This window comes from Duganella paludis (assembly GCF_054461335.1).
This window is the reverse complement of record NZ_CM136922.1, coordinates 3,208,423-3,233,183: the sequence shown is the minus strand read 5'-3', so window position 1 is coordinate 3,233,183 and position 24,761 is coordinate 3,208,423. Positions and strand designations below refer to the sequence as shown.

General features: G+C 57.2%; 13 protein-coding genes and 2 pseudogenes. 6 read left to right on the top strand and 9 right to left on the bottom strand.

Features of this window, described 5'->3' with window-relative positions; genetic code table 11:
- Nucleotides 1-375: 375 nt before the first annotated feature.
- On the bottom strand, nt 376-3,753 hold the full coding sequence (locus ACXZ1M_RS14415) for a glycosyl hydrolase (RefSeq protein WP_459053809.1): 3,378 nt from the start codon (nt 3,751-3,753) through the stop codon (nt 376-378).
- A 99-nt stretch (nt 3,754-3,852) separates the two neighbouring features.
- Here ACXZ1M_RS14415 and ACXZ1M_RS14410 point away from each other — a divergent pair, with 99 nt between their 5' ends.
- From ACXZ1M_RS14410 to ACXZ1M_RS14400, 3 genes are all read left to right on the top strand, one after another.
- Nucleotides 3,853-6,381, top strand: a complete 2,529-nt coding sequence (locus tag ACXZ1M_RS14410; protein ID WP_459053808.1) for a TonB-dependent receptor — start codon at nt 3,853-3,855, stop codon at nt 6,379-6,381.
- A gap of 215 nt (nt 6,382-6,596) precedes the next feature.
- Entirely contained in the window at nt 6,597-7,130 is a 534-nt protein-coding gene (locus ACXZ1M_RS14405) for a DUF3237 domain-containing protein (RefSeq protein ID WP_459053807.1), read from the top strand.
- A 64-nt stretch (nt 7,131-7,194) separates the two neighbouring features.
- Nucleotides 7,195-7,704, top strand: coding sequence for a MarR family winged helix-turn-helix transcriptional regulator (locus tag ACXZ1M_RS14400; RefSeq protein ID WP_459053806.1), 510 nt, complete (start codon nt 7,195-7,197; stop codon nt 7,702-7,704).
- 48 nt (nt 7,705-7,752) lie between these two features.
- On the opposite strand, the gene ACXZ1M_RS14395 is transcribed toward ACXZ1M_RS14400, so the two are convergent.
- The gene (locus ACXZ1M_RS14395) at nt 7,753-8,421 is read right to left on the bottom strand and encodes a TetR/AcrR family transcriptional regulator (RefSeq protein ID WP_459053805.1); all 669 of its coding nucleotides are present in this window, start codon (nt 8,419-8,421) and stop codon (nt 7,753-7,755) included.
- A 243-nt stretch (nt 8,422-8,664) separates the two neighbouring features.
- On the opposite strand from ACXZ1M_RS14395, the gene ACXZ1M_RS14390 reads away from it, so the two are divergent.
- Nucleotides 8,665-8,883, top strand: a complete 219-nt coding sequence (locus ACXZ1M_RS14390) for a DUF6527 family protein (protein WP_459053804.1) — start codon at nt 8,665-8,667, stop codon at nt 8,881-8,883.
- Nucleotides 8,884-9,555: 672 nt separating this feature from the next.
- Here ACXZ1M_RS14390 and ACXZ1M_RS14385 read toward each other — a convergent pair.
- The 6 genes and pseudogenes from ACXZ1M_RS14385 to ACXZ1M_RS14360 form a co-directional block, all read right to left on the bottom strand.
- Nucleotides 9,556-10,932 (bottom strand): type II toxin-antitoxin system HipA family toxin, encoded by a 1,377-nt coding sequence (locus tag ACXZ1M_RS14385; RefSeq protein ID WP_459053803.1) that lies wholly within the window; start codon nt 10,930-10,932, stop codon nt 9,556-9,558.
- A 26-nt stretch (nt 10,933-10,958) separates the two neighbouring features.
- The gene (locus tag ACXZ1M_RS14380) at nt 10,959-11,423 is read right to left on the bottom strand and encodes a helix-turn-helix domain-containing protein (protein ID WP_459053802.1); all 465 of its coding nucleotides are present in this window, start codon (nt 11,421-11,423) and stop codon (nt 10,959-10,961) included.
- A 2,024-nt stretch (nt 11,424-13,447) separates the two neighbouring features.
- A pseudogene (locus tag ACXZ1M_RS14375) lies at nt 13,448-13,816 on the bottom strand (IS110 family transposase); the annotation flags it as partial.
- A gap of 294 nt (nt 13,817-14,110) precedes the next feature.
- Nucleotides 14,111-15,652 (bottom strand): HD domain-containing phosphohydrolase, encoded by a 1,542-nt coding sequence (locus ACXZ1M_RS14370; RefSeq protein WP_459053801.1) that lies wholly within the window; start codon nt 15,650-15,652, stop codon nt 14,111-14,113.
- A 15-nt stretch (nt 15,653-15,667) separates the two neighbouring features.
- The gene (locus tag ACXZ1M_RS14365; protein WP_459053800.1) at nt 15,668-17,197 is read right to left on the bottom strand and encodes an ATP-binding protein; all 1,530 of its coding nucleotides are present in this window, start codon (nt 17,195-17,197) and stop codon (nt 15,668-15,670) included.
- A gap of 276 nt (nt 17,198-17,473) precedes the next feature.
- A pseudogene (locus ACXZ1M_RS14360) lies at nt 17,474-17,800 on the bottom strand (helix-turn-helix domain-containing protein); the annotation flags it as partial.
- A 105-nt stretch (nt 17,801-17,905) separates the two neighbouring features.
- Here ACXZ1M_RS14360 and ACXZ1M_RS14355 point away from each other — a divergent pair.
- On the top strand, nt 17,906-18,370 hold the full coding sequence (locus ACXZ1M_RS14355; protein WP_459053799.1) for a hypothetical protein: 465 nt from the start codon (nt 17,906-17,908) through the stop codon (nt 18,368-18,370).
- Between the two features lie 185 nt (nt 18,371-18,555).
- Entirely contained in the window at nt 18,556-22,863 is a 4,308-nt protein-coding gene (locus ACXZ1M_RS14350; protein WP_459053798.1) for an NACHT domain-containing protein, read from the top strand.
- A 546-nt stretch (nt 22,864-23,409) separates the two neighbouring features.
- Here the strand turns inward: ACXZ1M_RS14350 and ACXZ1M_RS14345 are convergent.
- The gene (locus ACXZ1M_RS14345; RefSeq protein ID WP_459053797.1) at nt 23,410-24,738 is read right to left on the bottom strand and encodes a type II toxin-antitoxin system HipA family toxin; all 1,329 of its coding nucleotides are present in this window, start codon (nt 24,736-24,738) and stop codon (nt 23,410-23,412) included.
- Nucleotides 24,739-24,761 lie beyond the last annotated feature (23 nt).

Here is a 24,761-nt window from a genome sequence, read left to right as displayed (position 1 = left end):
GTTTTTATGGATTAAGAAATGAAGGAGTAAGCAAGTACCTGTCGTTGTGTGCGGACAACGACAGCTGCGGTCAAGATGAGGCAAAACAAAGTAGCGTACGCTGTACCACCGGCTGGATCATCAGTTTTCTTGATACGTGATATCCACCGATAGGCCTTTTGAAAGCGACTATGTTGCGGCCTCCCCTCATTTGCAAACCTCGCAGCCTATGCTGGACCAGCACGTCTTGAATTAGGTCACGATGCGCGATGAGACACTTTATTGTCCAGCACCGCTCACAGCTGCTTGATGATGAAGACGAACAGCTAATGCCGAAACGACGACGCGCTGCATTTCGTCTTCAGGTCCTTGCATAAGCGCCTTTTCCTAGGTGTTTCAATGGGCTGGTGAAATCTGCTCCAGCGTTACTGGCCCTGCAAGGCCTGACGGCAGCAACGGTTCCACACCCTTGTAAAATTTTGGTACCGTAAACGTATAGGCATCCTTGGCATCGGGCCGCGCATCATGAATAAGACGGTTGACCCAGAGGTTGGTGACTGCAATATCAATCGTGTTCTTACCGGCCCGCAGCGCAGGAGCAATATTGACACGGTACGGCGGTCGCCACATCACGCCCATGTTCTTGCCATTAACGCTCACCTCGGCAAGTTCATGCACCTGTCCCAGGTCAAGCCAAAGCTGGGAATTTTTCGCCAACCAATGGACAGGCACGTCAAGATTCCGACTATAGGTTCCAGTACCCGCGAAATATTTAATGCCCTCATCGACCTGTTCACTCCACGAGCCAAGCGGAATTTCTGCGTTTGCTGGCGCGTGCCGACCGGGCTGAAAACTGACCTGCCACTTGCCGTCCAGCGTCGCTACTATGGTGCGCCGCTGCACAGGGAGAACTCCTGATTTGGCTGCCGTCGGCCTACGAAAAACGACAAACACGGCTTGCCACGGCCCCAAGTTCAAGGACACCACAGTCCTCCCCCCTTCGATACGCCAAGCCACGGGCTCGCTAAGACCAGTCTCGGCATGCCACAGCTCCGGTACCCGCCCCGTAACGCGGAAGCTGGCCTCCAGAGACTGCTGCTTGTCATTGCGGCTGTCGACGAAATAAATATCACCGTCCTTAAGCTTGCGATGCACGGCGAGCAGTTCGGTATCTGCCGTAGGCTTCGTGTACTGAAAATCAGGCGCCACGCCGGTACGCGTGAGCACATCGGCAAGCGCCATATTTTCGTAGACCCGCCCCTTGCCGTGCAAATGCCCCTTCTCTGAACCATCTCCCCATACCTGCTTCACAATCTTCTGAAACTCGCGGTCATCGTCCGCCAAGCTCGGAGTGGATGTCGGACGAGGTCCTACTACAATAGCGCCAGCCATCACCAGGTCGCGTAGTGCCTTAAGCACCGGCAACGACATTTGCACAGCCCGGGGAGCGAGCGCCAGCAAGCGGTACCGCATACCACTGTCGGTGCCAAGCTGACCTCCGATTAACTTGAAACGGTGCTTGAGCGCGTCGGCATTGACATAGTCAAAGTTGTAGCCTTCCGGGATGGGTGGTCCGGCCTTGTCATACAACGCAGTGATGTTCGAGTCCTCGCCGTAGAACCAGGCCACATCAGCAACAAAACTACCTTGCTGCAGCATCCAGGAGCTGCGCGCTAGATAATCGACCCAAGCCTTTGCCCCAGCGCCGGCCCAGGTCTCATTGCGAGTAAACCATTGGCCAAAAGGCCCCAAGCCAATACCCGGGCCTTTGTCCATGAACGGCTGATGCACCGAGGTGTGGATCACGAAGCGGTTCACTCCCATCGCCAACTCTTTATCAGCGGTCGGTTTGAGCGTTGCGGGGCTCCAGCGCCACGCCCCAAAACCGGTGGTCATCGACTCCGCAGCGACAAGATTCTGCCCATAAATATGCGCAACCGAGGCAGACTCGCGCACATCCGCGTTTGCCCCAGGCTGGTCCTTGTTGATGCTTGGAGTCTGCGTCCACATCGCAGACATGGGTACGTCGTTACTACGTTTGACTTCCATACCATCACCGACGAAGGCTCGCCCACTCTCGTGTGACTCGCCGTAATGCCCCATCCCTCGGTCATGTAAGATCTTGGTGATCTGCGCGTAGTGGTTTTCGGCGAGCAAATCAGACAGTGTACGGCGCCAGTCCCACAAGAAACGATCCGTCTCGCCGGCAGAGCCAATCACACGACCGGTCAGAGCTGGCAGCCACGAAGTTGCATCGTAGCCACGGCGGCTCTTGAACTGCGCAAGCATGTCCTCGGTCCAGTTTGCAGATCCCGCCTCCCAGCTATCGCTGACCATGTACTGCAGTCCCCGCTTCCCCATCATGCCGGCAGTCGTATCCCGGTAGAGATCGAGGTAATGATTCATGTAGTCGCGAACGTGCTGGGCGTTGAGTTTATCAACCTCCAGTCCAGTTCCTTCCGGAGAAGCCGGGTGGTTGTTAACACCAGTGAGTGAGTACCCCATCCGCAGAACGGTCCAACGCCCCGGCGGCGGTGTCCAGTTGAGCTTTCCGTCAGGATGCAACCTCCCCGTCAAATTCACGATACTGTCTTTCGCCACAACCGCATCGGCGGGAGAAGGTGGTGTGGGCAAGTCTATGAAGTCAGGCAGCATCCCGAAGCCGGCCTTCTCCTCGCCGCGCAGCACGCGTGCATCAGAATGAAACCGCAGTTCGGCAATGTGGTAGTCGGCCGAGGAGGCGGAGGCACTTCCTGGCAATCCATCGAGTTCTGCACCATCCATAGGAAACGGTGGTGGTGGCGCTGCGCGCGTGACCCAGACGGCGCGGAAGTATCGGGCGGTCGCTGGCGCAAAGGCTACAGTGTGCGCGGCCGCACCACCCGGAACGTTAATCACGGTCTGCCAGTTCTCGCCGTCATTGCTGAACTCGATCACAGGCCCCGGTGCTGGCGGAGCAAACTGTTCCATCGGCGAGTAGTCCGATCTGGCAATCGTGACGGCACGCATGGTCACTGGCTTGCCATAATCGAAGCGTATCCATGCGGAGTCACTCATAGGCGCCTTGGGCAACGCGACAGCTTTGACCATGCTGCTATCGCTGAGCACATCCGCCTCGATGCGATTACCTGAGCTGGCCGAGATGGTTGGCACAGCAACGCCTCCCTCTTGCGCCGCAGCCTGACGAAATGCAAGCACAACTGTATCAGCGTAAAAATCGCCGCTGCGGACCTGGTTAGCCAGGCCTTCGCGTACCGGCGCGTCTAAATAGGGACCTGCGTTGGCTGGCGGTTTAGCGAGAACACCATGATAAGACACGCCTCCCTCGAGTGTAGTCTCACTCCACACAACCTTCTTCATGCCTTGCTCGGGTTTCACCCAAGGGCCGCCAGATTCGCTCCAGCCAGGTGAGCCAGCGATGGCGGCCTCCAGGCCTAACTGGTCAGCAAGTGTGATCGCGTAGCGGAAAGCATCTCTCCATTCTGGCGTCATGAACACCAGGCGCTTGTCGACCACCTGCGGTGTGAACATGGCAGCATCGAAATTTTGGAATCCACCGATACCGGTACGCTTCATCCATTCGAGGTCGGCACGAATACCTTCCTTACTGACATTCCCGTTCATCCAATGCCACCACACTCGTGGGCGTGCCGATTTTGGCGGATTCTGGAAGTCCCTCAGCTCAGTCGCTGCTGCGGAACCGGCCACGGCGAATGCACCGCATATTGCAAAGGCAAGCATGGCCTTCCGGCCTGGCGCTGATTCGTCACTCACTACACGTCTCCCGTTGTTTTTTTGCTGAACTGCATGTGCATGCTCGATACAGTGAAATCATTGATGAAACCAAGATAGAAGCCTCAGCGGCGAGCGCGTATGTGGTTTTTTGCCCTCGACATCACCACCAATTTAATCATACTATTCAGTGTGATTAAGCACAATCATCTTGCGTTCATCACCAAACTGCTCTCTACATCCGTGAGCAGATGGTGGGCACGAAAAATCAAAAATCTGATCGATTTGAAGCCATTAGTTTTTCCTGAAAATAAGTTACCATTAATAATCAATATAAAACATAATCAAATTTCCCAGTTACAGGGCCACAGAACCACCTCTCACAAATCAAAAAAATTGGAGACAGTTATGCACATGAAACTCAAGAAGATATCGTTCGTAATAGCCAATAGCTTGGCCGCCATTGCGACACAGGCACAAACGCAACCTGCTACGCCAGCAGATGACGCCCCAGTTTCGGTAATAGTGACGGCACAACGCCGCGAACAGCAATTGCAAGACGTGCCAATGGCAATTACCGTTGCGGGAGCGGCGCAACTGGAACGCCAACAGATAACCACTTTGCGTGATCTGGACCGTATCAGCCCTGCAGTGACATTTATTGATGGCGCTCCAGGCGGCGGCGCAGGAATCCGCGGTATCGCAACACAAACCTTTACCCCATCTGCAGTCGCGTCCGTGGGTATCGTGGTCGACAACGTCCCGCAAGGGAACATCAACGCCTCCAATCTGTTCGATATGGAACGGGTCGAAGTCCTGCGTGGTCCACAGGGCACGCTGTTCGGCCAGAGTGCATCGGCAGGCGTCATCAATATGGTGACCAAAACGCCGAAGATCGGTGTCTTCTCCGGCTCGGTTCACGCTGACTATGCTGACAAGGATAGTCTGGGCGCCAAGTACGGCGAAAAGGTAGTGCAAGCGGTCATCAACGTGCCGCTAACCGACAGTTCGGCAATGCGAGTGTCGGCATTTACCAATCGCCTGACTGGCGTGGAACACGACAATGCCAACGGTCGCGACAACAGCAATAACGACAGCGGCCTGCGGGTCCGATACTTGAATAACCTCAGCGATAATTTGCGGCTCAATCTGATTGCTGACTACAACAAGCAGCAGCAACGTGGCCCATCGACGTTCGTCTACCGCACGGCCGTGTCCCCGGTGGTGGTGGCAGCGCTGGCCCGGTGCGGTATTGTTGCTACCGCAGACAACAACGTCAGTTGCCCAGCCTACGATAACTTCGCTAACCTGAAAAATGGTGGCCTGTCGGCACAGCTAGATTACGCAATCGGTGAATACTCGTTGACCTCAGTGACCTCATTACGTGCCCGCAAGACCGGTCCCGATGCACTCGATGTGGTTAGCTTACGCAATGGCGAAGATTTTGCTACCGCAATTTATCCGCAGCTGTACTCGACCGGTAACCGCGGCAATATGCGCTTGGCATCCCAGGAAGTGCGGCTCTCGTCTCCGTCCGACGCGCCACTGGAGTGGGTGGTCGGTGCCTATCTGTCTCGCTTCTCGTATGACCAATACGGGTCGGAGGGTTTGAATATCATCGTGCCATTCGACCCAGGAAGCGGTCCGATCCCGGGGGTAACAATGTCGATCAACAATCTCACCGCTGGCAAGACATCCACTCGCAGCGCTTCGCTGTTCGGCAATGCTACTTATCACCTTAGCCAACAGGCGCAATTACTGGCAGGCCTACGTATTACGCGCGAGCTGGTGGATGATACGGAGCTGTTCTCCAATAGTCTCGACCTACCATTTGGGATCGGACATGTCGTCAACTACCGCAATGTTCCAGCGACGGCTGCCTATGCGGTCACCAATGTATCGGGACGCATCGGCCAGCAGTACCGACTCAACAAAAACTTGATGGAATATGCAACGCTGAGTCGCGGATTTAAAGGAGCGCAAATCAACGATACCGTGTTCAACACCCCTCCGGCCATCGTACGACCTGAACTCCCGACGGCGTTTGAAATCGGTATGAAAGGCGCAGTCGGTAACGTGGGAATTGACGCCAATCTTTTCTACACCCGCGTCAAAGATTACCAAGGCCAATTGTGCGTGTATACCCCAGCACTTACCTGCGGGGGGGCCAACGTATCGGAAGTTGTGACCAAGGGCATCGAGATTGATGTCTTCGGTAAACCGATGCGTAGCCTGACTCTCAACGGCGGTTTCATCTATAACGCGGTGACGTATCCAGGAGGCTATACAGCAGCGGACGGCACGAATCTGGGAGGAAGCCAGATGACCGGTGTGCCTAAAGTCAAACTGAATCTGTCAGCTGAATACGTGGCCGGCATGGCCGGCGGCTACCAAGGTTTCGTCAATGCCGAAACCACCTTCAAGTCGTTAACCCATATGTATCCATCATCCAAATCGTACTACGACGTCAAGGCGCATTGGGTGACGGGTGGACGCATCGGTCTCCGCTCGCCAGACCGCAAAACCAGCCTTGCATTGTATGTACGTAATATAGGCAACACGTCGGATCCGATCACTGTTTATCCAGGCTACGGTGAGGGCGACGCCCAGCAAATCGTCGGCAAGCAAGGCTTGCGTACCATCGGCATTTCGTTAGACCAAAGCTTCTGATCAATCGACATGACAAACGTCCACGTCGGCAGCGGGTACTAGAAACATTGGGATACTGTCCCGCTAGCCGGCTGGTCTAATAGGCCTCTTATATTTTAAGGGGCGGATAGTTATGCAAATAAATCAGAGTAGTAGCACCGCACTGCGCCCGCTTGCGCCAACCGATGTTAGTCCAGGCATCGCCTCTCCACTAAACAATCCACAGGAGAAGTATCATGAGAATTCACCAAATGCTATGCATTAGCGCAGCTTTAGTAGCGCCCTTTGCCGCAGCCCAAGTTGCCACCTCCGCAGTATTGAAATCCGAATTCGTGTTTGAGGCACGAGTGAAAGTCGATCAACCGTTGGTCGTTGGGCAAAGTTCACACGGTCTTCGACGCGTGATTCCAATCAGCGGCGGAACGGTCAGCGGCCCGGGGCTGAGCGGGGTCGTCGTTCCCGGTGGCGCCGATTGGCAGTTTGTGCGGCCGGACGGTGTGTTGGAAGTGCTAGCCAAATACACCTTGAAGACAGATGACGGCACGCTGATCATGGTGGACAATCGCGGTGTACGGCATGCCTCGCAGGAAGTCATGGCGCGCTTATCAAAAGGCGAAATCGTGTCGGGCGAAGAATATTATTTCCGTACTTGTGCCCAGTTCGAAGCACCGATCGGTAGCAAGTATGAATGGCTCAATCGGGCGGTATTCGTCGGCGTAGCAGAACGCCACCCCGATGCCGCGGTCATACGGTTCTACAAGATCAACTAACAGCCGGGGACATTTGGAGAAATAGTATTACGTTATAATATTTATTTTCAGTATCTATTTTCCGATGGCTCGCCAAAAAACCGCCACACTTGCAACGGCCGTTCAAGCAGCAGCTGATCAACCCTTGGATCAGAGCTTACTGCTTAGCCTGGTTGGGTATAACTGCCGACGCGCTTATCTGGCAATCATGCCGCATTTCGAAGAACGCATGAGCAAACTGGCGTTGCGGGCAGTTGACTTCTCCGTATTAAGCATACTAAAAGCCAATCCGAATATCACGCAAAAGCGTCTATCACATGCAGTCTCTGTCTCCGCGCCCAACTTGGCGATCTTGCTCGATAAGCTTGAGCAACGCGGCTTGGTTCTGCGTCAGCGCAATCCCCTGGATAAGCGCTCACAGACTCTGGTATTGACCAACGAAGGTCTGAAACTTTGTGCGAAGGCCGAAATCACGGTCACCAAATTGGAACAGCAGGCGACTGCAATGCTAACCGAGGGTGAACGCACGAAACTACTGCATCTATTGCAAAAGATTTTTGTTGATAGCGATTGCGAAGACGAAGGGCAGCTGTAGCCTTATCCTTGATGGTGCTTTGAGCAGCTCTCAGCCAGTATTCCGGCTCTACGTCCTCGCCTGATAGCCATCCAGAAACAGCCTGACCGTAGTCTTCGCCCAAGTGGCCAGCGCTGCAGGGCGAATCTCATCGCGGAAATGATTCAGATCGTGGATCTTGCCGACCAAGCACATGAAGAAATATTCCGCTGCGGCACGCCTGGTTGCAGCTGTGATGCGATTCGGACCTGGAAATGCTGCCAAGATAGTTTCGATATCCTGAATTGCCTTCGCCCGCACCGGGCCCATAATCTGCCGTACCAGCTCAGGATTGTGCCCTGCTTCGAGGTTGAGGAAATTTGCCAGTAGGGCACTACCTTCCCGCGTGGCTGTTTCCAGCGTGCCTACGCTGTGATGATATAACGAGGCCTCCAGGCTTTTGAACTTGCCTAACAACGGCCCCTGTTGCTCGCGCCACTGAACCATCGTGTGATCGATGACCGCCTGATACAACTCCCCTTTGCTAGGAAAACGTGCATACAATGTTTGCTTGGTGATACCAGCCGCTTTCGCGACCGCATCCATGCTGGTAGAGGACAGTCCTTGAGCGAAGAACAGGCGCTTTGCCGCGTCAATGATCTGTGCTTCGATGGCTACCGCGTCAAGGCCCTTGGGGCGGCCAGGCCTGCGCACTTGCGCGGAATTTTTGCTGACTGGAGGTGGTGCATTTTTTTTCATTGTGTAGATAGCTGAACTCAGCCTCGGTCCATAGCATTGGATCTGATATTTTACCGAATGATGCCACTTTAGCCCCGACCAGCACTATCGCGGAATCCGCCTCCAGCGACTATGCAGTCGCATGCATCCAGATGAGAGCGTTCCGACAGGGTGGTGCTAGCAGCTTCTAATGACAGCCCTATGCTACCGACTACGCGGAATGTGCGTGGTCAATCTCGCTAGGTCGCTAACGCGCGCACCCGCGTGTACAGACGGTACACGGTGATCGAGGTCGCAGACCTGCCCGATCAAGTGGAAAAACGGAAGCCATACGCAGTAGGGGAGAACGGCCAATACTGGCTTGCGACCCTTCTCTGCCCATGCGGGTGCGGCGAGGTAATTCAACTTCCGATGATGGATGGTCAACGTCCACGCGGGACGCCGAGGAAGCATTTAAGAGCATCAGCCATGCTATCGGCCTAAAGCCCACCGAACCAAGTCTAGCCCGCGTGATCGCAATTAACGCAGCGAAGATTTTGTGCGCGCAAGGGAAAGTGGAAAGTGCACAGACCTATCTAAACGTTGCAATAGGCATGAATCAGCAACTGCTTCCTGCAGCCAAAAATGATGGGGAGTTGACGCGCTTTTGCGGATTCCAATTCAGATAAACGTGCACGAAAGAGGCCCCGCGTTATAACCAAGTAAGGGCTATGCCGCACGCCCTATAGGCGCCCCTAACCCTCGATCAGTTGGCCTTCTACACCTAAAACACCCATGAGAACGGCCTGACCAGCATCAGAGTGGCTTCCTGCAGTAGCGATACCAGGTCGCATAAGCTCTGCTCTCAATACAGGCCGAGGAGCTCCTCAATACCACCCAGCCAAGGCCGCACCGGCGGACACGATCATCCTTTACCTTGCTGCGGTGACGCCCCCTACTGCCGGCACCAATTGCGGGCAAATCAGAATCCGATTCCGAGCCTTCCATTTCGTGGAGTCCAAGTTAAACAGACTCCATATTCCGCATAAAGGTCCCCACTTGTCGCCGAACTTGACTCAGTGGTAGGGCATGCTCAAGTTGGACGTGGCAAGTTTTCACAACCCATAACCGTTCCGTTAAGAAGTTGCCAAGCTGTGAGGCGGGCTCTTTCTTGTGTCAATCGAACAGCAACAGTTGCTTCTGTCGGTCGACCATCTCGTTCTCAGGAAGGTCCGCGGACTCTGCGAATTGCGGCCACCGCCGGATGGCTTCGCGCACCTGTTCGATAACGTCGTTCGCGGTACCAACTTTGAACCGGTCCGCCTCCGCCAACAGGTCTGCGATTTCGAATCCCCTGAACTTACCGTTCACCGACATCAGGTGCTGGCTGGTCCATTCGCCCGTGGGATTGTGAGCGAAGGTGACGTCGTAGGCCGGCGCGAACTCCCAGGTGGCGCTACCTTCGCGAAGCAAGAAGGAGAAGTTCTTCGTGTGGTCGTCGCAATTGCGGCCCATCACGTTGAACACCATCCGCCGGAACGCTTCCTCCATGTCCTCGTACGGGAGGTTCAGTTGCATCATCGTCGAGAAGAGCTGCGAATAGGCATTAGTGCCCTTCTTCTTGTAGTCGACATGAGACATCGCGCAGAAGGTCTGCATGTGATTGCGGGCACTCATACCTTCCCGGTCAAAACGCCGGGTCATGAAGTGTGCGCGACCGTTCTCCTTTAGGAGTCGACAATCGGTCATGTCGATGCCCGCGGCGCGCGCCATCAGGTGATAGGCATACTCGACGCGGCCATAGTTCTGCGAGGCGCCAAGCTCGTGGTCGTCGCCCATTCCGTCGAACTTGAGCAGCCAGTGTTCGAAGCCTTCCGGAGCATCGAGCTGGCCCGAGCGGATTTCGTCGGTCTTCGGGTTCCACGCAATGACGGCTTTCGCCCGCGCGCCGCCGGCAGAAGTGCCGACGTCGATGATGCTGCGCAGCGCGGCGGTTGCATGGTCGTCGTCGTCCATGACGCCTGTTACAGCCTGACGCGCCTGCTCAACAAGTGAACTGAGTTCGATGGAGGTGGGCTTGTGCGTCGCCGGGCCGCGCGCGGGCCTGAAGACCAGCGCACCCATCGCGCGATTGCTCATGTATGCCAGCCGATCAAGCGGCGTGACGTTAGGGGCGGTGATACCGTGATCCGCCATATAGCGGTTGATGAGCGCATTGCCAAAGTCATCGGGCAGCGCGTCGCTGAGCATAGCCGGCAGTCGCTTGTAGGTCGCTTCCGGAAGGTCTGTAAAAATGTAGCTATCTTCCGATAGCGGCATCTGCAACGGCGACGGCTCAATACCGCTCCCGGCGAATTCTGGCGTGTAGTTGAAGACATAGAAGCCATATGTCGGGTCCAGCGTCACCGAGCCGATATGTGTCTGCCACAGATGCACTTCGACCACGCCGACGTGTGCGAAGGGCTTCTTCGCTGCTGTTTTCTTGGCGGGGGCCTTCTTCGCCGAGGGAGTCTTCTTTGCTGCCGTATTTGTTGCAGTCTTCTTCGTGACCATGCGATTCCTTCAAGACGGCGCTATTGCTATTCAGGGGGGTTTTTTCGAGACTTGGGCGGTTGCTCATTCGCTTGATTCACGGTCGCGAGCAGGCGGCGGGCTGCATTGATTTTAACCGTTAAACCAGGCGCTGGTTGGCCCTCGCCTTCAGCGAATTCGGCGATGGCGAGGAGTCGTTTGGCCGCGTTAACCTTGACCGTAGGACTTGTCGCGCGTACGCGCTTTGACGCGCGGCTTGTCAGGGTCAACGGATTGACTGTCGCCACTGGAGCGACCGTCTGCAGCCACGACTCACGGCCTAGCGCGCGCACGACGCTCAACAGCGTCTTGACGGTCGAGCCTTGGCCGGCCTCGATGTTGCGCAAGGCGCGCACGCTCACACCAGCGCGAGCCGCGAGCGTCTTCTGGTCCCAGTTCTTGTTGAGCCGGAGCCGCTTGAGCTTCTCGCCCAGATCATTTTCCAACTCGTCGAGTGTCTGATTGTCGGTCATCTTGAAAAACCTCTATGCATAAGCGCCCTTATGTTACCTCTAAATAGGGTAAAACATAGATAAGCGCCCTTTTTTTGCCTCTATTGTAGAGTCTTCATTTTGATGTGCAAAGCTCCGTAAGAGGCATACTTAGGGCGCTAAATGTAATTTTATACTATCAAGAGGCATAAATGTACCTCTTATGTGATGTGGCATTTCTGATTGCCATGAGCTGAAAGAACAGAGACTTGAAATGCGCCAGAACACGGATCAATATCCGGGCAGTGGCAGCATCCAAAATTCCATCGGCCTATTAGGCCCCTCTCGCTAAGGGGTTTCTCAAGCGCTTCTTCACACTTGGACTCGTCGACGACGAAGTACGCCAGTTTCAGAAGCAAAGGCCTGGGAACGCGGGTCGTTCTGGAGCGCGCAGTTCAGTGATGTTCGCGCTGCGGTCGATGGCGAAGACTGGCTTGCGGTCGGGGCAGTCAGAAACGCCTCGCGTATAAGACCCCAAGGTTCAATCATAGGACGTGTTGAAGGATGAATCTAGGGAAGCAGAGGTGCCGGGATGTACCGCATGCTGGGACGGCGTAACCAGTTGAAGTGCATGGATATCGTCGACATGGCCATGCGGAGAAGGCCATTGAGCTCCTCGGGAAAGCCCAAAAATGCTGATCGCAAGATCACCGACAAAGAAGGATGCTACGCATTCTGGAGAGTGAGATTTTAGAGAAAACTACAATAGGGTGCGCTACCTGTCCGACGTTAGAGTAGAGTCATGCAGCCCTTCGGAGCCGTCCGACGTAGAATCGACAAAAACCCAGTACGTCGGACACATTACGTACCCTACCGACTTACTTTGATAACACTTGGGTGCAACAGCCAGCAGGTTTTGCCGCGCGCCATAAGATCGGCGCAGGCTCCGCACAAATAGCACATTGGTTCCGGGTCAATGTCGCCAGCGATGCTCGCCACCACCACGGCTAGGGCCGTCAACACTTCAGGCTAGATGATGAGGTAGTCGCGCGTCAGCGCCATCGGCCGAGACCCCGTGGCCGGTAGATTTTGGCGCGCGCCAAAAGATCAGTGCCGACTCCAGCACCATCACTTACGCGGATGCTGCGCCGACTCCAACAATGATGCTCGACGCCGCCATGACTACCGCTATGGACACAACAGGTCAGATGCTGTAGCGGTGCGCCAGCGCCACCGACCAAGACGCCAAGGGCACAGATTTTGGCGCGCGCAAAAAGATCGGTGCCGGCTCCAGCACTGCCACTGACACGGATGCTGCACCGATTCCGCCGATGATGCTCGACATCGCCACGGCTCCCCGTCATGGACGCTTCAAGCCAGATGCTGTAGCAGTGCGTCGGCGCCACCTACCGGGACGCCAAGGACAGCAGATTTTGGCGCGCGCCAAAAGATCGGCGCCGGCTCCAGCACCGCCATTGACACGGATGCTATGCCGATTCCACCGATGATGCTCGACGCCACCACAGCCACCGCCGTCGACACTTCAATCCAGACTGTAGCGGTACGTCAGCGCCACCGACCAGGACGCCGAGGACAGCATATTTTGGCGCGCGCCAAAATATCGGTACTGGCTCTAGCACCGCCACTTACACGGATGCTGCGCCGATTGCGTTGATGATGCTCGACGCCGCCATGTCCACCGCCGTCGACACGTCCAGTCAGATGCTGTAGCGGTGCGTCAGCGCCACCGACAAAGACGCCAAGAATACAAATTTTGGCGCGCACAAAAATATCAGCCCCAGCGTATGCACCATTACTTACGTGTATACCGCTTCGATATCGCCCGTGGCGCTCGGCGAAGCCTCGACGTTTTCCCGCGCGATGCTGCACACTAGATCATCAGTCTATCAACCTGATAATGTCTATTGTCAGGTTGAATTTAATGACCATAATGCGGGTTAGATCATTTGTCTTGGCCTATCTACTTCTCCGGCACAAACTACCAAGCAGGATATGCCCGAGCTTCGCTCTCTCTCCTAAGAACGAGCCCCCCCCCAGGATGGCTTTTGCTGCGCGCATCTCATATCCTGCTGCTCGACCGGTTTTACAGTAACGAAATGCATCGTCGGCCGACTCGCTGCCTCGACGATCGCGGCCACATCGTTTGCATCGTTCTTGTTGGTCTTCACGAAGGACACAACATACTGCAGGCTAATACGTCGCACTTCGATGCCCATTGCCTGGAATTGCCGTCCCCAATGATGGGCTGAGCTGCAAGCTTCCATTGCGATGACCCGAGGCTGCAACTTGCGCACTGCACCGAGCAACTCTGCGCGCAGCACCTTGGAGCCGTGCAATGCGTGGCCACGACGATCGGCACATTGCAGCTGAAACACTCGCTTGGCCAGATCGATCCCGAGAATATCGATATCCATAGCAGACCTCCACACGTAAATTGGATTAAACGTTAGTTTGATCCGATTCGGTGGTGTCGGGTCCATCTCAGTAAATCAACATCCGGAACATAAAATCCTCGTGTCCGGTCTATTTCCGGCCCACCTCGCCTGCCACGGCAACCGACCGAATCGACCAATCGTCCGATATGGCGCCACCACTGCTGCAGGCGCCTCGGTTCAGGCCTACCAGACGGCCGCCAGCGGCCGCTGGTACTGGGGCGAAATCGTGCATGCGCAGGGTGCGCCCATACTAACTTCCTTTCCAACCTACTGTCAGTCGTGGTCCGGGTAGAGGCGGTAGATCTCCGCCAGTTCCTCCCGCCGGCCACACAAGGCGTCCACCAGGGCCGGATCGAAATGCTTGCCGCGCTCGCTATTAATGTAGCTGAAGGCATCGTCCGGCGACCACTTGTCCTTGTAGCAGCGGCGGCTGACCAGCGCATCGAACACGTCCGCCAGTGCGACGATGCGGCTGGCTATGTGGATGGCGTCCTGCGCCAGGCCGCGCGGATAGCCGGCGCCGTCCCAGCGCTCGTGGTGTTGTAGGGCGATGACCGCAGCCAGCTTGAGCACGCGCTTGGGCGACTTGGACAGGATATCGTAGCCCAGTTCGGCGTGGGTTTTCATGATTTCCCATTCATCGGCGTCGAGCTTGCCTGGCTTGTTCAGCACGCGATCCGGTATCGCGACCTTGCCAACGTCGTGCAGCGGCGAGGCTTGCTTGATGTCCTCAACGTCGCGCGGCGCCATGCCGCTGGCGCGCCCCAGTAGGGCCGAAATTTCGCTGACCCGCCGCACGTGTGCGCCGGTCTCCTTGGAGCGCCGCTCCATTGCCTCGCCGAGCAGGAAGATGGTGCTGCGCTGGGTCTCCTCGACTTCCTCGCGTAGCAGCAGGGTTTCATAAGTGCTGACCACATTGGCCGAGAACAGCTGCAGCAGCTCAGCCACATCGCTGTTGATGCGCTCGGCGAAGGACATGTAGAGCACGCTCTGCGTACCGTGCTGGGCATGGTGGTAGCCGACGAAGCAATGCTCGTCCACGTAGCCGCGCTGCTCGCGGAAGGCGCGTTCGATGGCCAGCCGCACTGGTGCTGGCAGGTCCGCCGTTTCGCCGTCCAGGTGGCGGCGCTGGAATCCCGGCGTGGCAGCCAGCACCCGCAGGTGCTCCTGGTCGTTGGAGGCGGCGTAGGCGGCGGTGCGCCCGGCGCACACGCCCTCGCCGTGGATGTTGAGCAGGTAGTTGGCCTGCGACAGCACCGCCGAGGAGAAGGCGATCAGATTGTCCGAATCGTAGACTTGGCTGATTGCGCCTATGGTTCGGCGCAGCCCGTTCAGGGCCTGTTCCAGGCGCATCAAGTCGCGGTAGGCGCGAACCGAGGCGTAGAAGGTGGTCACCAGCTTGTTGCGGGTGAGTTCGGTCTTGGCCTTGTAGTCGTTGATGTCGTAGTGCTTGATGACATGCTCCTCCGGAGCCTGCCCCGGCTGGCCGGTGCGCAGCACGATGCGGACGTTCAGGTTGCCGATCTCTTCGCGGATGGAGCGCGCCAGGTCGAGGCCGGCTCTGTCGGTCTCCATCACCACGTCGAGCAGGATCAGGGCGATGTCGCGCCGCGCCATCAGCACCTGACGCGCCTCGGCCGCGCTGTAGCAGCTAATGAATTCAAGCGCGTGGCCGCCGAAGGTGAAGTCCGCCATCGCTATGCGCGTGGACTCGTGCAGCATGGGCTCGTCGTCCACGATCATCACAATCCAGGGCGTGGCAGCGGCCGCCGGAGCATCCTGCTCCTCGGCCATAAATATCAGGTCATCGGACATTGCAGTCTCCAGTTCTTATAGCTTCCCCGTCGCCATCGCGGGGAAGATGAGGGTGAAGCGGGAACCGGAGCCTGGCTCCGAGGCTACCACTAGGGTGCCGCCCAGCACCGAGCCGGCGATGCGCCGGCACACGGCCAGGCCGATGCCGGAGCCGCCTTGGCCAAGGCGAGTGGTGAAGAAGGGGTCGAAGATGCGGGCCAGCACCACGCTGTCCATGCCGGTGCCGTCGTCGGCAATCACCAGCTCGATGTCGGCCTCGCCGTGGCGCCTGCCCTGCAGGCGGATCACACCGCTCTCCTTGCCCTCGAAGGCGTGCAGCACGGCGTTTTGGATCAGGTTGCAGATCACTTGCGTCAGCGGGCCGGGGAAGGTGTCGCAGTGCAGGCCGTGCTCGACCTCCAGTTCGATGCTGACCGGCGCCCGCTTGATGGTGGGGCGAATGGTCGCCAGCACGTCCTCCAGCAGCTCGTGCAGCGCGAACTCGCGACGCCGCTCGGACGACTGGTCGATCGCGACCTGCTTGAAACTGACGATGAGCTCGGAGGCCCGCTCGATGCACTTGAGTATCAGATTCGCCACTTCGCTGTTGCGGTCAACAAAGTCGGTGAGCGCGGATTTTTTCAGGTTACCCGAGTCGATCAACTGCTTGAACTGGGCTGCACGGTCCTGCTGCGTGCTGGCCAGTGTGAGCGCCGTGCCCAGCGGCGTGTTCAGCTCGTGCGAGATGCCGGCCACCATAGAGCCCAGCGAGGCCATCTTCTCCGACTGCAGCAATTCCTCCTGCGCGCCCTTGAGCGCATCCATACTCTGCTGCAGCTCAGCCGTACGCTCCGCCACCTGCCGCTCCAGAGTGTTGTTCAGCGCCAGGATGCGCGTCTCCAGCCGATTGGTGGCCGTGGCCACCAGCCACAGCGCCACGCAGTAGCCCGCCAGACGCACCAGATGCAAGGCCCACCATAACAGGTCCCAGGGCGCGGAGATATGGAAAAACAGTCCGCCGACTCCAAGAAACATGCACTGGAGGCTAAACAGCAGGTCGGCCGCCTTGCGCGAGCGCCTATAGCTCAGTTGCAGCTTCAACGCAGCCGCCAGCAGCAGAACGCCGCCACACAGGTTCAGCATGAAGGCGGCGGGGGTGAACTGGCGTTGCGCCAGCATGGCGGGCAGATACTCGCTCCACAGCAGCGAAGCGCCGCCTATCGCAGCACCCACGGCCAGCGCGATGGCGGGCCAGCAACGCAACAGGCGCGGCGGCCAACTGCCTAGCCAGACCAGCGCGAACAGTAGTCCGCCGAAAGCGGTGGCGACACTGCGCAGCCAAAAGAATACGAGACCGGGAGGCATCAACGCATGCAGACCGTCGAGCACGGCCATGCCGGTCAGCGCGGCCGCCAGAATGTGATTGAAACTGCTGCCCTCGTCCACCGCATCCAGCCGCAGCAGCACATAGGCCACCATCAGGGCGACCACCGTCCCCCCCATCTCGACGGCTGCGTGCAGGGGCAGGTGGATCAACTGCCAGGTGTCGCCAAAATGAAGGTCCAACGCAATTCCGAGCAGCAATAGTACGCATGGCAAAGCAATAGCCCGCCGGATGCGTGCACGATGCGGGCCGGCAAATTTGAGGGCGGCGTGCATAGTTTCACCAAAGAAAGTTGTATTGAAATACTGCTATATTTTCAGCTTTTTGCATATGGCAATAGAGCCAGTTCAGCAGTCTTTAGAGAGTGAGCTTCCCCTGAAATTTCGTCTTCCACAGGTAACGTAAAATAGACATTATGTTCGTTTGCTCGCGGAATTGACCCACTCCAATTGACCCGCCTTCCACTGCCTGGCAAATGCAGCCACGCGGTCGTATGACCCCTCATAGCCAAGCTCTTTTAGGTCCAAATGGAGCTGTTTCAAATTCCTTCTCTGCTTACGCGGTTTGCTTGCTTCGGCCTTTAACCAGCCCGACAGCTGAACTGAATACTTATCCAATCCGCTAGTTGATCGCCGCTCTGCATAGGAGGGCTCAGTAGTTTCCGATCGCAGATAGCGTCGGACGGTATTACGAGAGATACCCAACCGCCTTGCGATTTCTCGTAAAGGGACCTGGTCACGTAGATGCCAGCGTCTGATGATGCCTAACAAAGCCACGTTTATCACTCCGATCTCCTGTCGGTACGACAGGTCGAATTGTGCTACTAACGTGGGTCAAGTTCCGTTGCAAATTTGTGGGGAAGGTGGGTCAATTTTCAGTGCAACTCAACAGTGGCAACGAAGATAGTGTGGGTTATTAACGGCGCGAAATGGCAAATTGGCCAATTGGCGCCGGCCGACAAGCGCGTTAAATTCGTCAACTCAGAGTTTTCAGTCGTGCCTAGCTCGTGCCCAATGAAGACTGATTTTTATGACGCCTACGCTGAGCTGCTGCAACTGGAAGGAGTCAACGGCTCGCGCCCACCTCAGAACCCTCAACGCATGCGTAGCACGGAAGCAAACGATGCGGATGCAAAGACCTTCGCTGAAAACGTCTCGATCCTACAAAACCTTCGTAAGCTGTCACGAGACGAGTGTCCACAATCCCGCGACAACCGTTTCAATGCATCAGTACGACGGTTGAAAAGTCGTTGTGGAACAGGCGAGGCCGCAGAACACCTTGCTTGGGCCTGCGATCACAACGACCTCAACTTAACAAAGGTTCTCCTCGACGTTTTAGGAGAGCGAGACATTTAGAATCGCTGACAAGCCGCCGCCACCATTTCATCAGTGATTACTGCATAAGGTAGGCCTAGCGCTACCACGTTCGCAACATCTTCGCGGCACTTTCGACCATCAAAAATGCTATCGGCTGCCTTCCTCTATATGCCATTAGGAGACCTCTTATAATCACGCTTTCGGGCATAGAAACTGGAACGCACATGAACTTCATAGGATTGGATCGCCGCTTCGTTCCATGGACCAAGGGCACTCGCGAAGACATCGAGGCCATTCGGCTTCTCGGAAGCAAGCGAGGTTTGCTGACCTGGCCAGATCTTTTGAAGCTAAAGCGAGTCGTCGTTTTGGCGGAAGGCGGCAGTGGAAAAAGCTCAGAGTTTCGGGAGCAGAATCGCATCCTCGCCAGTGAAGGAAAGTTCAGCTTTTATCTGACGGTCAAAAAGCTGGGCCACCGCGGCGTGGAACAATCCCTGACAAAGGCCCAGCTAGAAAAATTCAAGCAATGGCGCGCGTCGGATCAACCAGCTTGGCTTTTCATCGATTCAGTCGACGAGGCAAAGTCGGATGGGGTCCGCTTGGTCGACGCTTTGGAGCATCTCGCCGAGGCGATTGACGGCGCCGAGCGCCGAGCCCATGTCGTGGTCTCAGGACGCCATGCGGATTGGGAATTCCGCAAGGACCGCGAGTCACTCATTGAATTACTCCCGGTGCCGCCAGATCAGGCGGAGGCAGCCGCCATCGATCCCGACGATCTGGTCATCCAAGCAATTCGGCGCACCCCGCAAGAGAAGCCAAAAGTCGAAGAGGAGCTCTTGATCGCGCTCATGTCCGAGCTGGACAGTGGCCAAGTGGCAACCTATGCCCGCGAAAGCAAGATTGAAAATGTCCAGAGCTTCCTTGATGGCTTGAGCGAGGCGAAGCTGTGGAGCTTCGCGCGCAGGCCGCTGGATCTGGACTGGCTGGTCAGACATTGGCGCGCGCACGGCTCGTTTGCGAAATTCGCCGCCATGCTTGAACTGAACATCTCGGAAAGGCTTACCGAGCCCGATCCGGATCGGGCAAAGAGCATCAGGCTCGATCAGGCCCAAGGGATGGCCGCCTTGGAGCGTGTCGGCGCCGCGCTCGTTTTGGGTAAACTTAGGGACATCGAAATCCCCGACACCGGGAACAGGGCAGATCCGCAGCCCGCACTGCGCCTACTGGACGCCCTGCCCGACATGTCGCAATCCCTGCAGTCCAACTTGATCAACAGCGCTGTGTTCGTGCCGTCGGGCGTTGGCATGGTCCGCCTTCACAACGACAACGAAGGGGCCGTCAGCGGCTACCTTGCCGCGCGCTGGCTCAAGCGGCTCTTGGACAAGAACTGTCCTTGGAGCGTGATGGATGCTCTTCTTTTCGCCACGACCTACGGCGAGCGCGTCGTCAAGCCAAGCTTGGCGCAGACGGCGGCTTGGCTATCGATTTGGGAACCGAGGGCAGCAGACCAGCTCGCCGCCATCAACCCCATGTCCTTGGTTGAATTGGGCGATGCCGCGAGCTTGCCTCTGCAAACCAGAAAACGAGTTCTCAACTCTGTGATCGGGGCTTTCGCAAAAGGCGATCTTCGCCATTTGATCAACCATGACGGATTGAGTCGGTTCGTTCAGAGGGACATGGAATCCGACGTCAGCGAACTGTTCGAGCGGTTCGGCTCTTCGCCCGAAGCAAAGCAAGTGCTACTTCAGATGATCGACCACGGCCGACTGGCCGGATGTTCAGCCATCGCGTTCAAGGTCGCGACCGATCTGCAGGCCGATATGCTGTCGCAATCTCTCGCTGCCCAAGCATTGAGCCAATCGACCGACAAGGCTTCGAAGGATGCGTATGCATCGTTTTTGCGCGAACGTGGAGGCGAGCTCGACACCAGCGTCATCTGGACCGCGCTGGAGAGGCTCTTCCCCGCAACGATCACCATCGACGATCTCGTGGCGTTTCTTCCCCGGCTTTTGAATGAAGAGCCCGATGGTGGCACAGGCATAGACTTCTATGGGCCGCGCTTGGCCGAAAAGATTTCGACCTGGGCGGAGACGTCGAGGCTGCTGGCCTCCTTGTTTTCCACCTTGCCCGCCGACATCGCGACGCTTGATCATCATGCTGCAGAACCCCTCACCGAACGTTTTTCGACAGTTCTGGCGTTGGCGCATAGAGTCCTTGATCTGGAATCCAGCCCGGTCCCCTCGGACTTGGTCATCGATGTCTCGCTGAGAATCAGCGCCTTCGACTGGCGGCACGGCAGGCGCAACAACAAAGATGGCGATTTGCCGGCGAGGCTCCGGGAAACCCCAGCGCGCCGGCGCGCGGCGTTATGGCGCTTCTCCGCCACGCATTCGCTAATGGGGCACTCTCCCAACGCGCCCCTCAACGAACCCTGGCAACTCCATGCCGCGATGTTCGATCACGGGCTCGGACCTTCTGATGTGGACTGGCTGCTGCAAGACGCGCAATCTCGCCAAGATGAAAACGAGCGTCTGTTGGCCGTGCGCTTGGCGTTGCAGGTCTGGAGCAAAGGAGGCCAACCAGTCTGGCTGCTTGAAAAGACAAAAGAGGCTGCTGGCGGGGCGCCGGCGCTCCAACTAGCCATCGAGACTTGGGTCAATCCGCCACCAATACCCGAACAGGTTGTCCGCACGCAGGAGCGGATGCGACGGCAACATGAGGAGGCTCTTAAAATACAAAAGGAGCGCGACGATTCGTGGGTGGTCTTCGCGCAAGACATTCGCTCGAATCCAAGCCAGTTGGATTCGCTTCGTCCACCCGACAAGGATGGCGTGGATGCGCGCCTCTACCACATCGAACAGATGCTAGCGGGCATGAGCGGCAACTCTCAACGATGGTCGGTATCGGACGTCGAGCTCTTGACTCCATTGTTTGGCGAGGCGGCCATACCGCACATTCGGAATGCCTTCATCCGTTATTGGCGCTTGGGCTCGCCAATCCTCCAAAGCGAGCGCCCGGTCGAGGAGGCCAACATCAGCACGGCCATGGAGCGGCTGGGGATCGCCGGTCTTTCGATCGAAGCGACCACCGTCCCCCATTGGATCTCCACGCTGAGCGACGAGCAAACCGAAGTGGCCGCGATCTACGCCACGCTCGAACTCAATAGCTTCCCCTATTGGTTTGAAGATTTGTGCGCCCAGAGGCCCGGGCCGGCGCAAAACGTGCTTCGCCGCTATGTCTCTGCCGACCTGCTCGCCGCGACGGGGTCCGGCTACCTTCAAGCGCTGGAACGCGTGGCGCGGGCTCCTCGTGCCATAGCCGTCTTGTTGGCTCCCGCCATGCTCGAATTCCTCAAGTCGCCAGGAAGCGAGAATACCGACGTCGTCACGGCAGCGATGGGGATAGCCTGGGCTGGGCTAGAAGATGGTTACGAGTTACTCGCCCTATCGTTGGAGCGAGTGAAGCAGGCGGCAAAACCGGAGGAAATCTGCGCTTATCTCGCATGCGCCTTTGCCATCGATGGGAACGAGGCCACCTCGGCTTTGTTTGTGCTGGCGGACATGTGGGACACCCAGAAGAAGGCCGATGTGGCCTGCATTCTTCTGCCAAAAATTATGGGGACCTTATGGTCGTATGATGTGGCGAAGACGGTCATCATCTCGACGGAGAACCTCGCAAAGTTAATCCCGTTCGCCTACCAAACCGTAGACCCCAAGGAGGACACCGACCGCACGAATGGCAAGGTCTATTCTCCGGGCCTAAGGGACCACGCCCAAGACGCGCGCGACCGCTCTATAAGCCAGCTGGCGGATCGTCCGGGTGCCGCGACGTTCAAAGCATTGAACGACTTGGCGAGCATTGCGAATTTCTACGTCCCGAGGTGGCGGATGCTCCAGTTGGCGCATGGTCGCGCGGAGCTCGATTCGGAAAGCGCGGCGTGGACTCCAGTGGACGTGAAGGAGTTTGAGAACGACTTCGACACCGTTCCCCGGAATCCGGCCGACCTCCAGCGGGTGGCCGCCCACAAGATCGACGACTTGCAGCACAAGCTCGTCCACGGGGACTACAATCAGGGTGTCGACTTGGCAAGGTTGGAACACGAGGTGGACGTGCAACGATGGGTAGCGAACGCCTTGGAGGCCCGGCAAGGCCGCAGCTACACAGTGGTGCGCGAGCCTCATGTGGCGGCGGAAAAAGAACCCGACATCCGACTCACCGCGCAGGGCAGCGGAGCCTATCTCCCCTTGGAAATCAAAGTTGCGGAAAGTTGGACGGTGAAAGAACTAGAGGAAGCACTGACCGTCCAGCTTCAAGGGCGCTACTTGCGTGATCGTGATGCTCGGTGGGGAATTTTGCTGTTGGTCCACCAGAATGCGCGCTCACAAGGCTGGCTGGACACTGAAACCGGCATTTTCGTCAGCTTTCGTCAAGTCACCGCTCGCTTGCAAAGGATGGCTGATGCAGTCGCCGCCAACGACAGCGCTGGACCTCAAATGCAGGTTTGCACGCTCGACGTTTCATCCGTCAAGCGATAGATCTACCGAAGGAGACGATCCGCTAGATTTGCTTCCCTTAGCAACTCGAACAGGCAGTTCAGGCAGTCGGCGTAATCGTGGCTGATGTGCGGAAGCATTTAGGTAAGTGAGCCTGCTATGGCGAGCCTCTTTCGCCGTGTGAAAGTGGACACGCCGATACTTCCCCAAAAGGACCTGCTCACTACACCTGACGGCCTCTACTTCGTGGTCCGCGGCCGCCTTTGGCGCATGAGCCCCCCTGCACTACCGCCGTAGGTACACTTGCACTGGGTTGAGCAACTTATGCACGCTCGCCGTCAGGTTAGCATGGCCTTGAATTCCCGAGATGCGAAGTCTGAGCGGGAGGCGCGTATAGCCGTTGACGAAGCGAAGAAGGCTTTAGGCGAACGTGGTCCTGTGTGGTGGGCTGATGGCGCCCCGGATTTCACCCGGCGCCCAGTTAAGAATTCGCCATATGCCGATTGGTATCTGCAAATTTCGCCAATCGATAATTGAACTTGAAGGCCCCTTCTCAACAGTAATTACGCCCGCGGATCTCCCTTCTGACTAAGCAGACAAGCGTCTAGCAGCGTCCTCAAGTCCTTCGAGGATACTGGAGGCTAAAGCCTCAGGGAACCCTGCCGGGAGTTGCGCGCGAACTTTCTGCACGACAGACGGCGTCTGCTCAACCAAGTCGTCAAGAACTGCTGCGGCACTGCGTCCGTCAACGGCGCGTACTGCATGCCTCTCGCCCAGCGTTACCCAATGGCGCCGCCTGATATCGCGCATGCGCCAGTGAACGTTAGTCGACCGAATCGCCATCGCCAGCTTAACTTTGAAGCGACTCATTTGATTTGGCCCATTTCCCAACAAAGGATGCGCCGAAAGCACGTCATACATCGGCGCGAGTTCGTACTTTCCCCCCGCGCGCAGGCGGACGCTGAAATTTTTTGCGTGACCATCAGGTGCGCATAACATCCAGAACAGCACCTGCGCTTGAAAAAAGGTGCGCTTGTCACGGTCGGGATCAACCGAACCGTCAAGCAGCTCCAAGATTCGATCCGTGCCTGGGCCGCCATCGGATTCATACTTCTTTGATGGCGGCAGGCCTAGAGCCTGACACATGTCCTCCTGATGAAGCCTAACTAATCGCGTGCCGCGTTCCATCCACGAGCGGTCGAACCGTTCGACCGCGAGAACACTCTGGTCTTCAAACTTCAACGGCGTGCAATCGGCGACAGGCATGCCAAACGCTTTTAGGATGATCGAGCAGAGCCATTCGTTGTTCACAGACTCGCTCAAATCGAGTCGCATGTTTCCTACCAGGCCCATCGGTAGTTTGAAGATGTGCGTTGTCGGCGCAGCTCCGATTGGCAAACACCATTCGCCGTCGTGCCGCAGCAGCGCCGTCTTTTCTTGGGCACCGGCCAACGCAACCCGCAGGTCGCACGCGGGTCCTGGCGCCGTTGTCGCCACCACATCTCGGAGCACTGACGCAACCTCGGCGTCGTTTAACGGAGCCCCATCGGTCGGGGATGGGGCAGCATGTTTGGAGCCTGACGGAAGTACCTGCACCGCGCCGGCACAGTCGCCGCCAATCATTTCCAGCAAATCAAAGGCATTGGTCGACTTGGCGCAGTACCGCCGCGCCAAGCGCTCGCGTATCTCGGTACTGTCCGGCAGCAGATTCTCAAAGAAATTGCGAACCGTTTCGCCCGACCGACTCGGCGTGGACGAAGTAAGCGGAAGAGACAACGACAATGGGCAGGCATCCGGATTATCCAGCCAGGTAGCCGCATAATGGAATCGGTCGCCAACAGCAGTGACAGTCCAAGTACCAGCGAGGGTCTCATTCACCCACACGTCTAGCGCGCGAGCGGCCACCTTAGCCTCCATTATTGGTCATGCTGAAATCATTG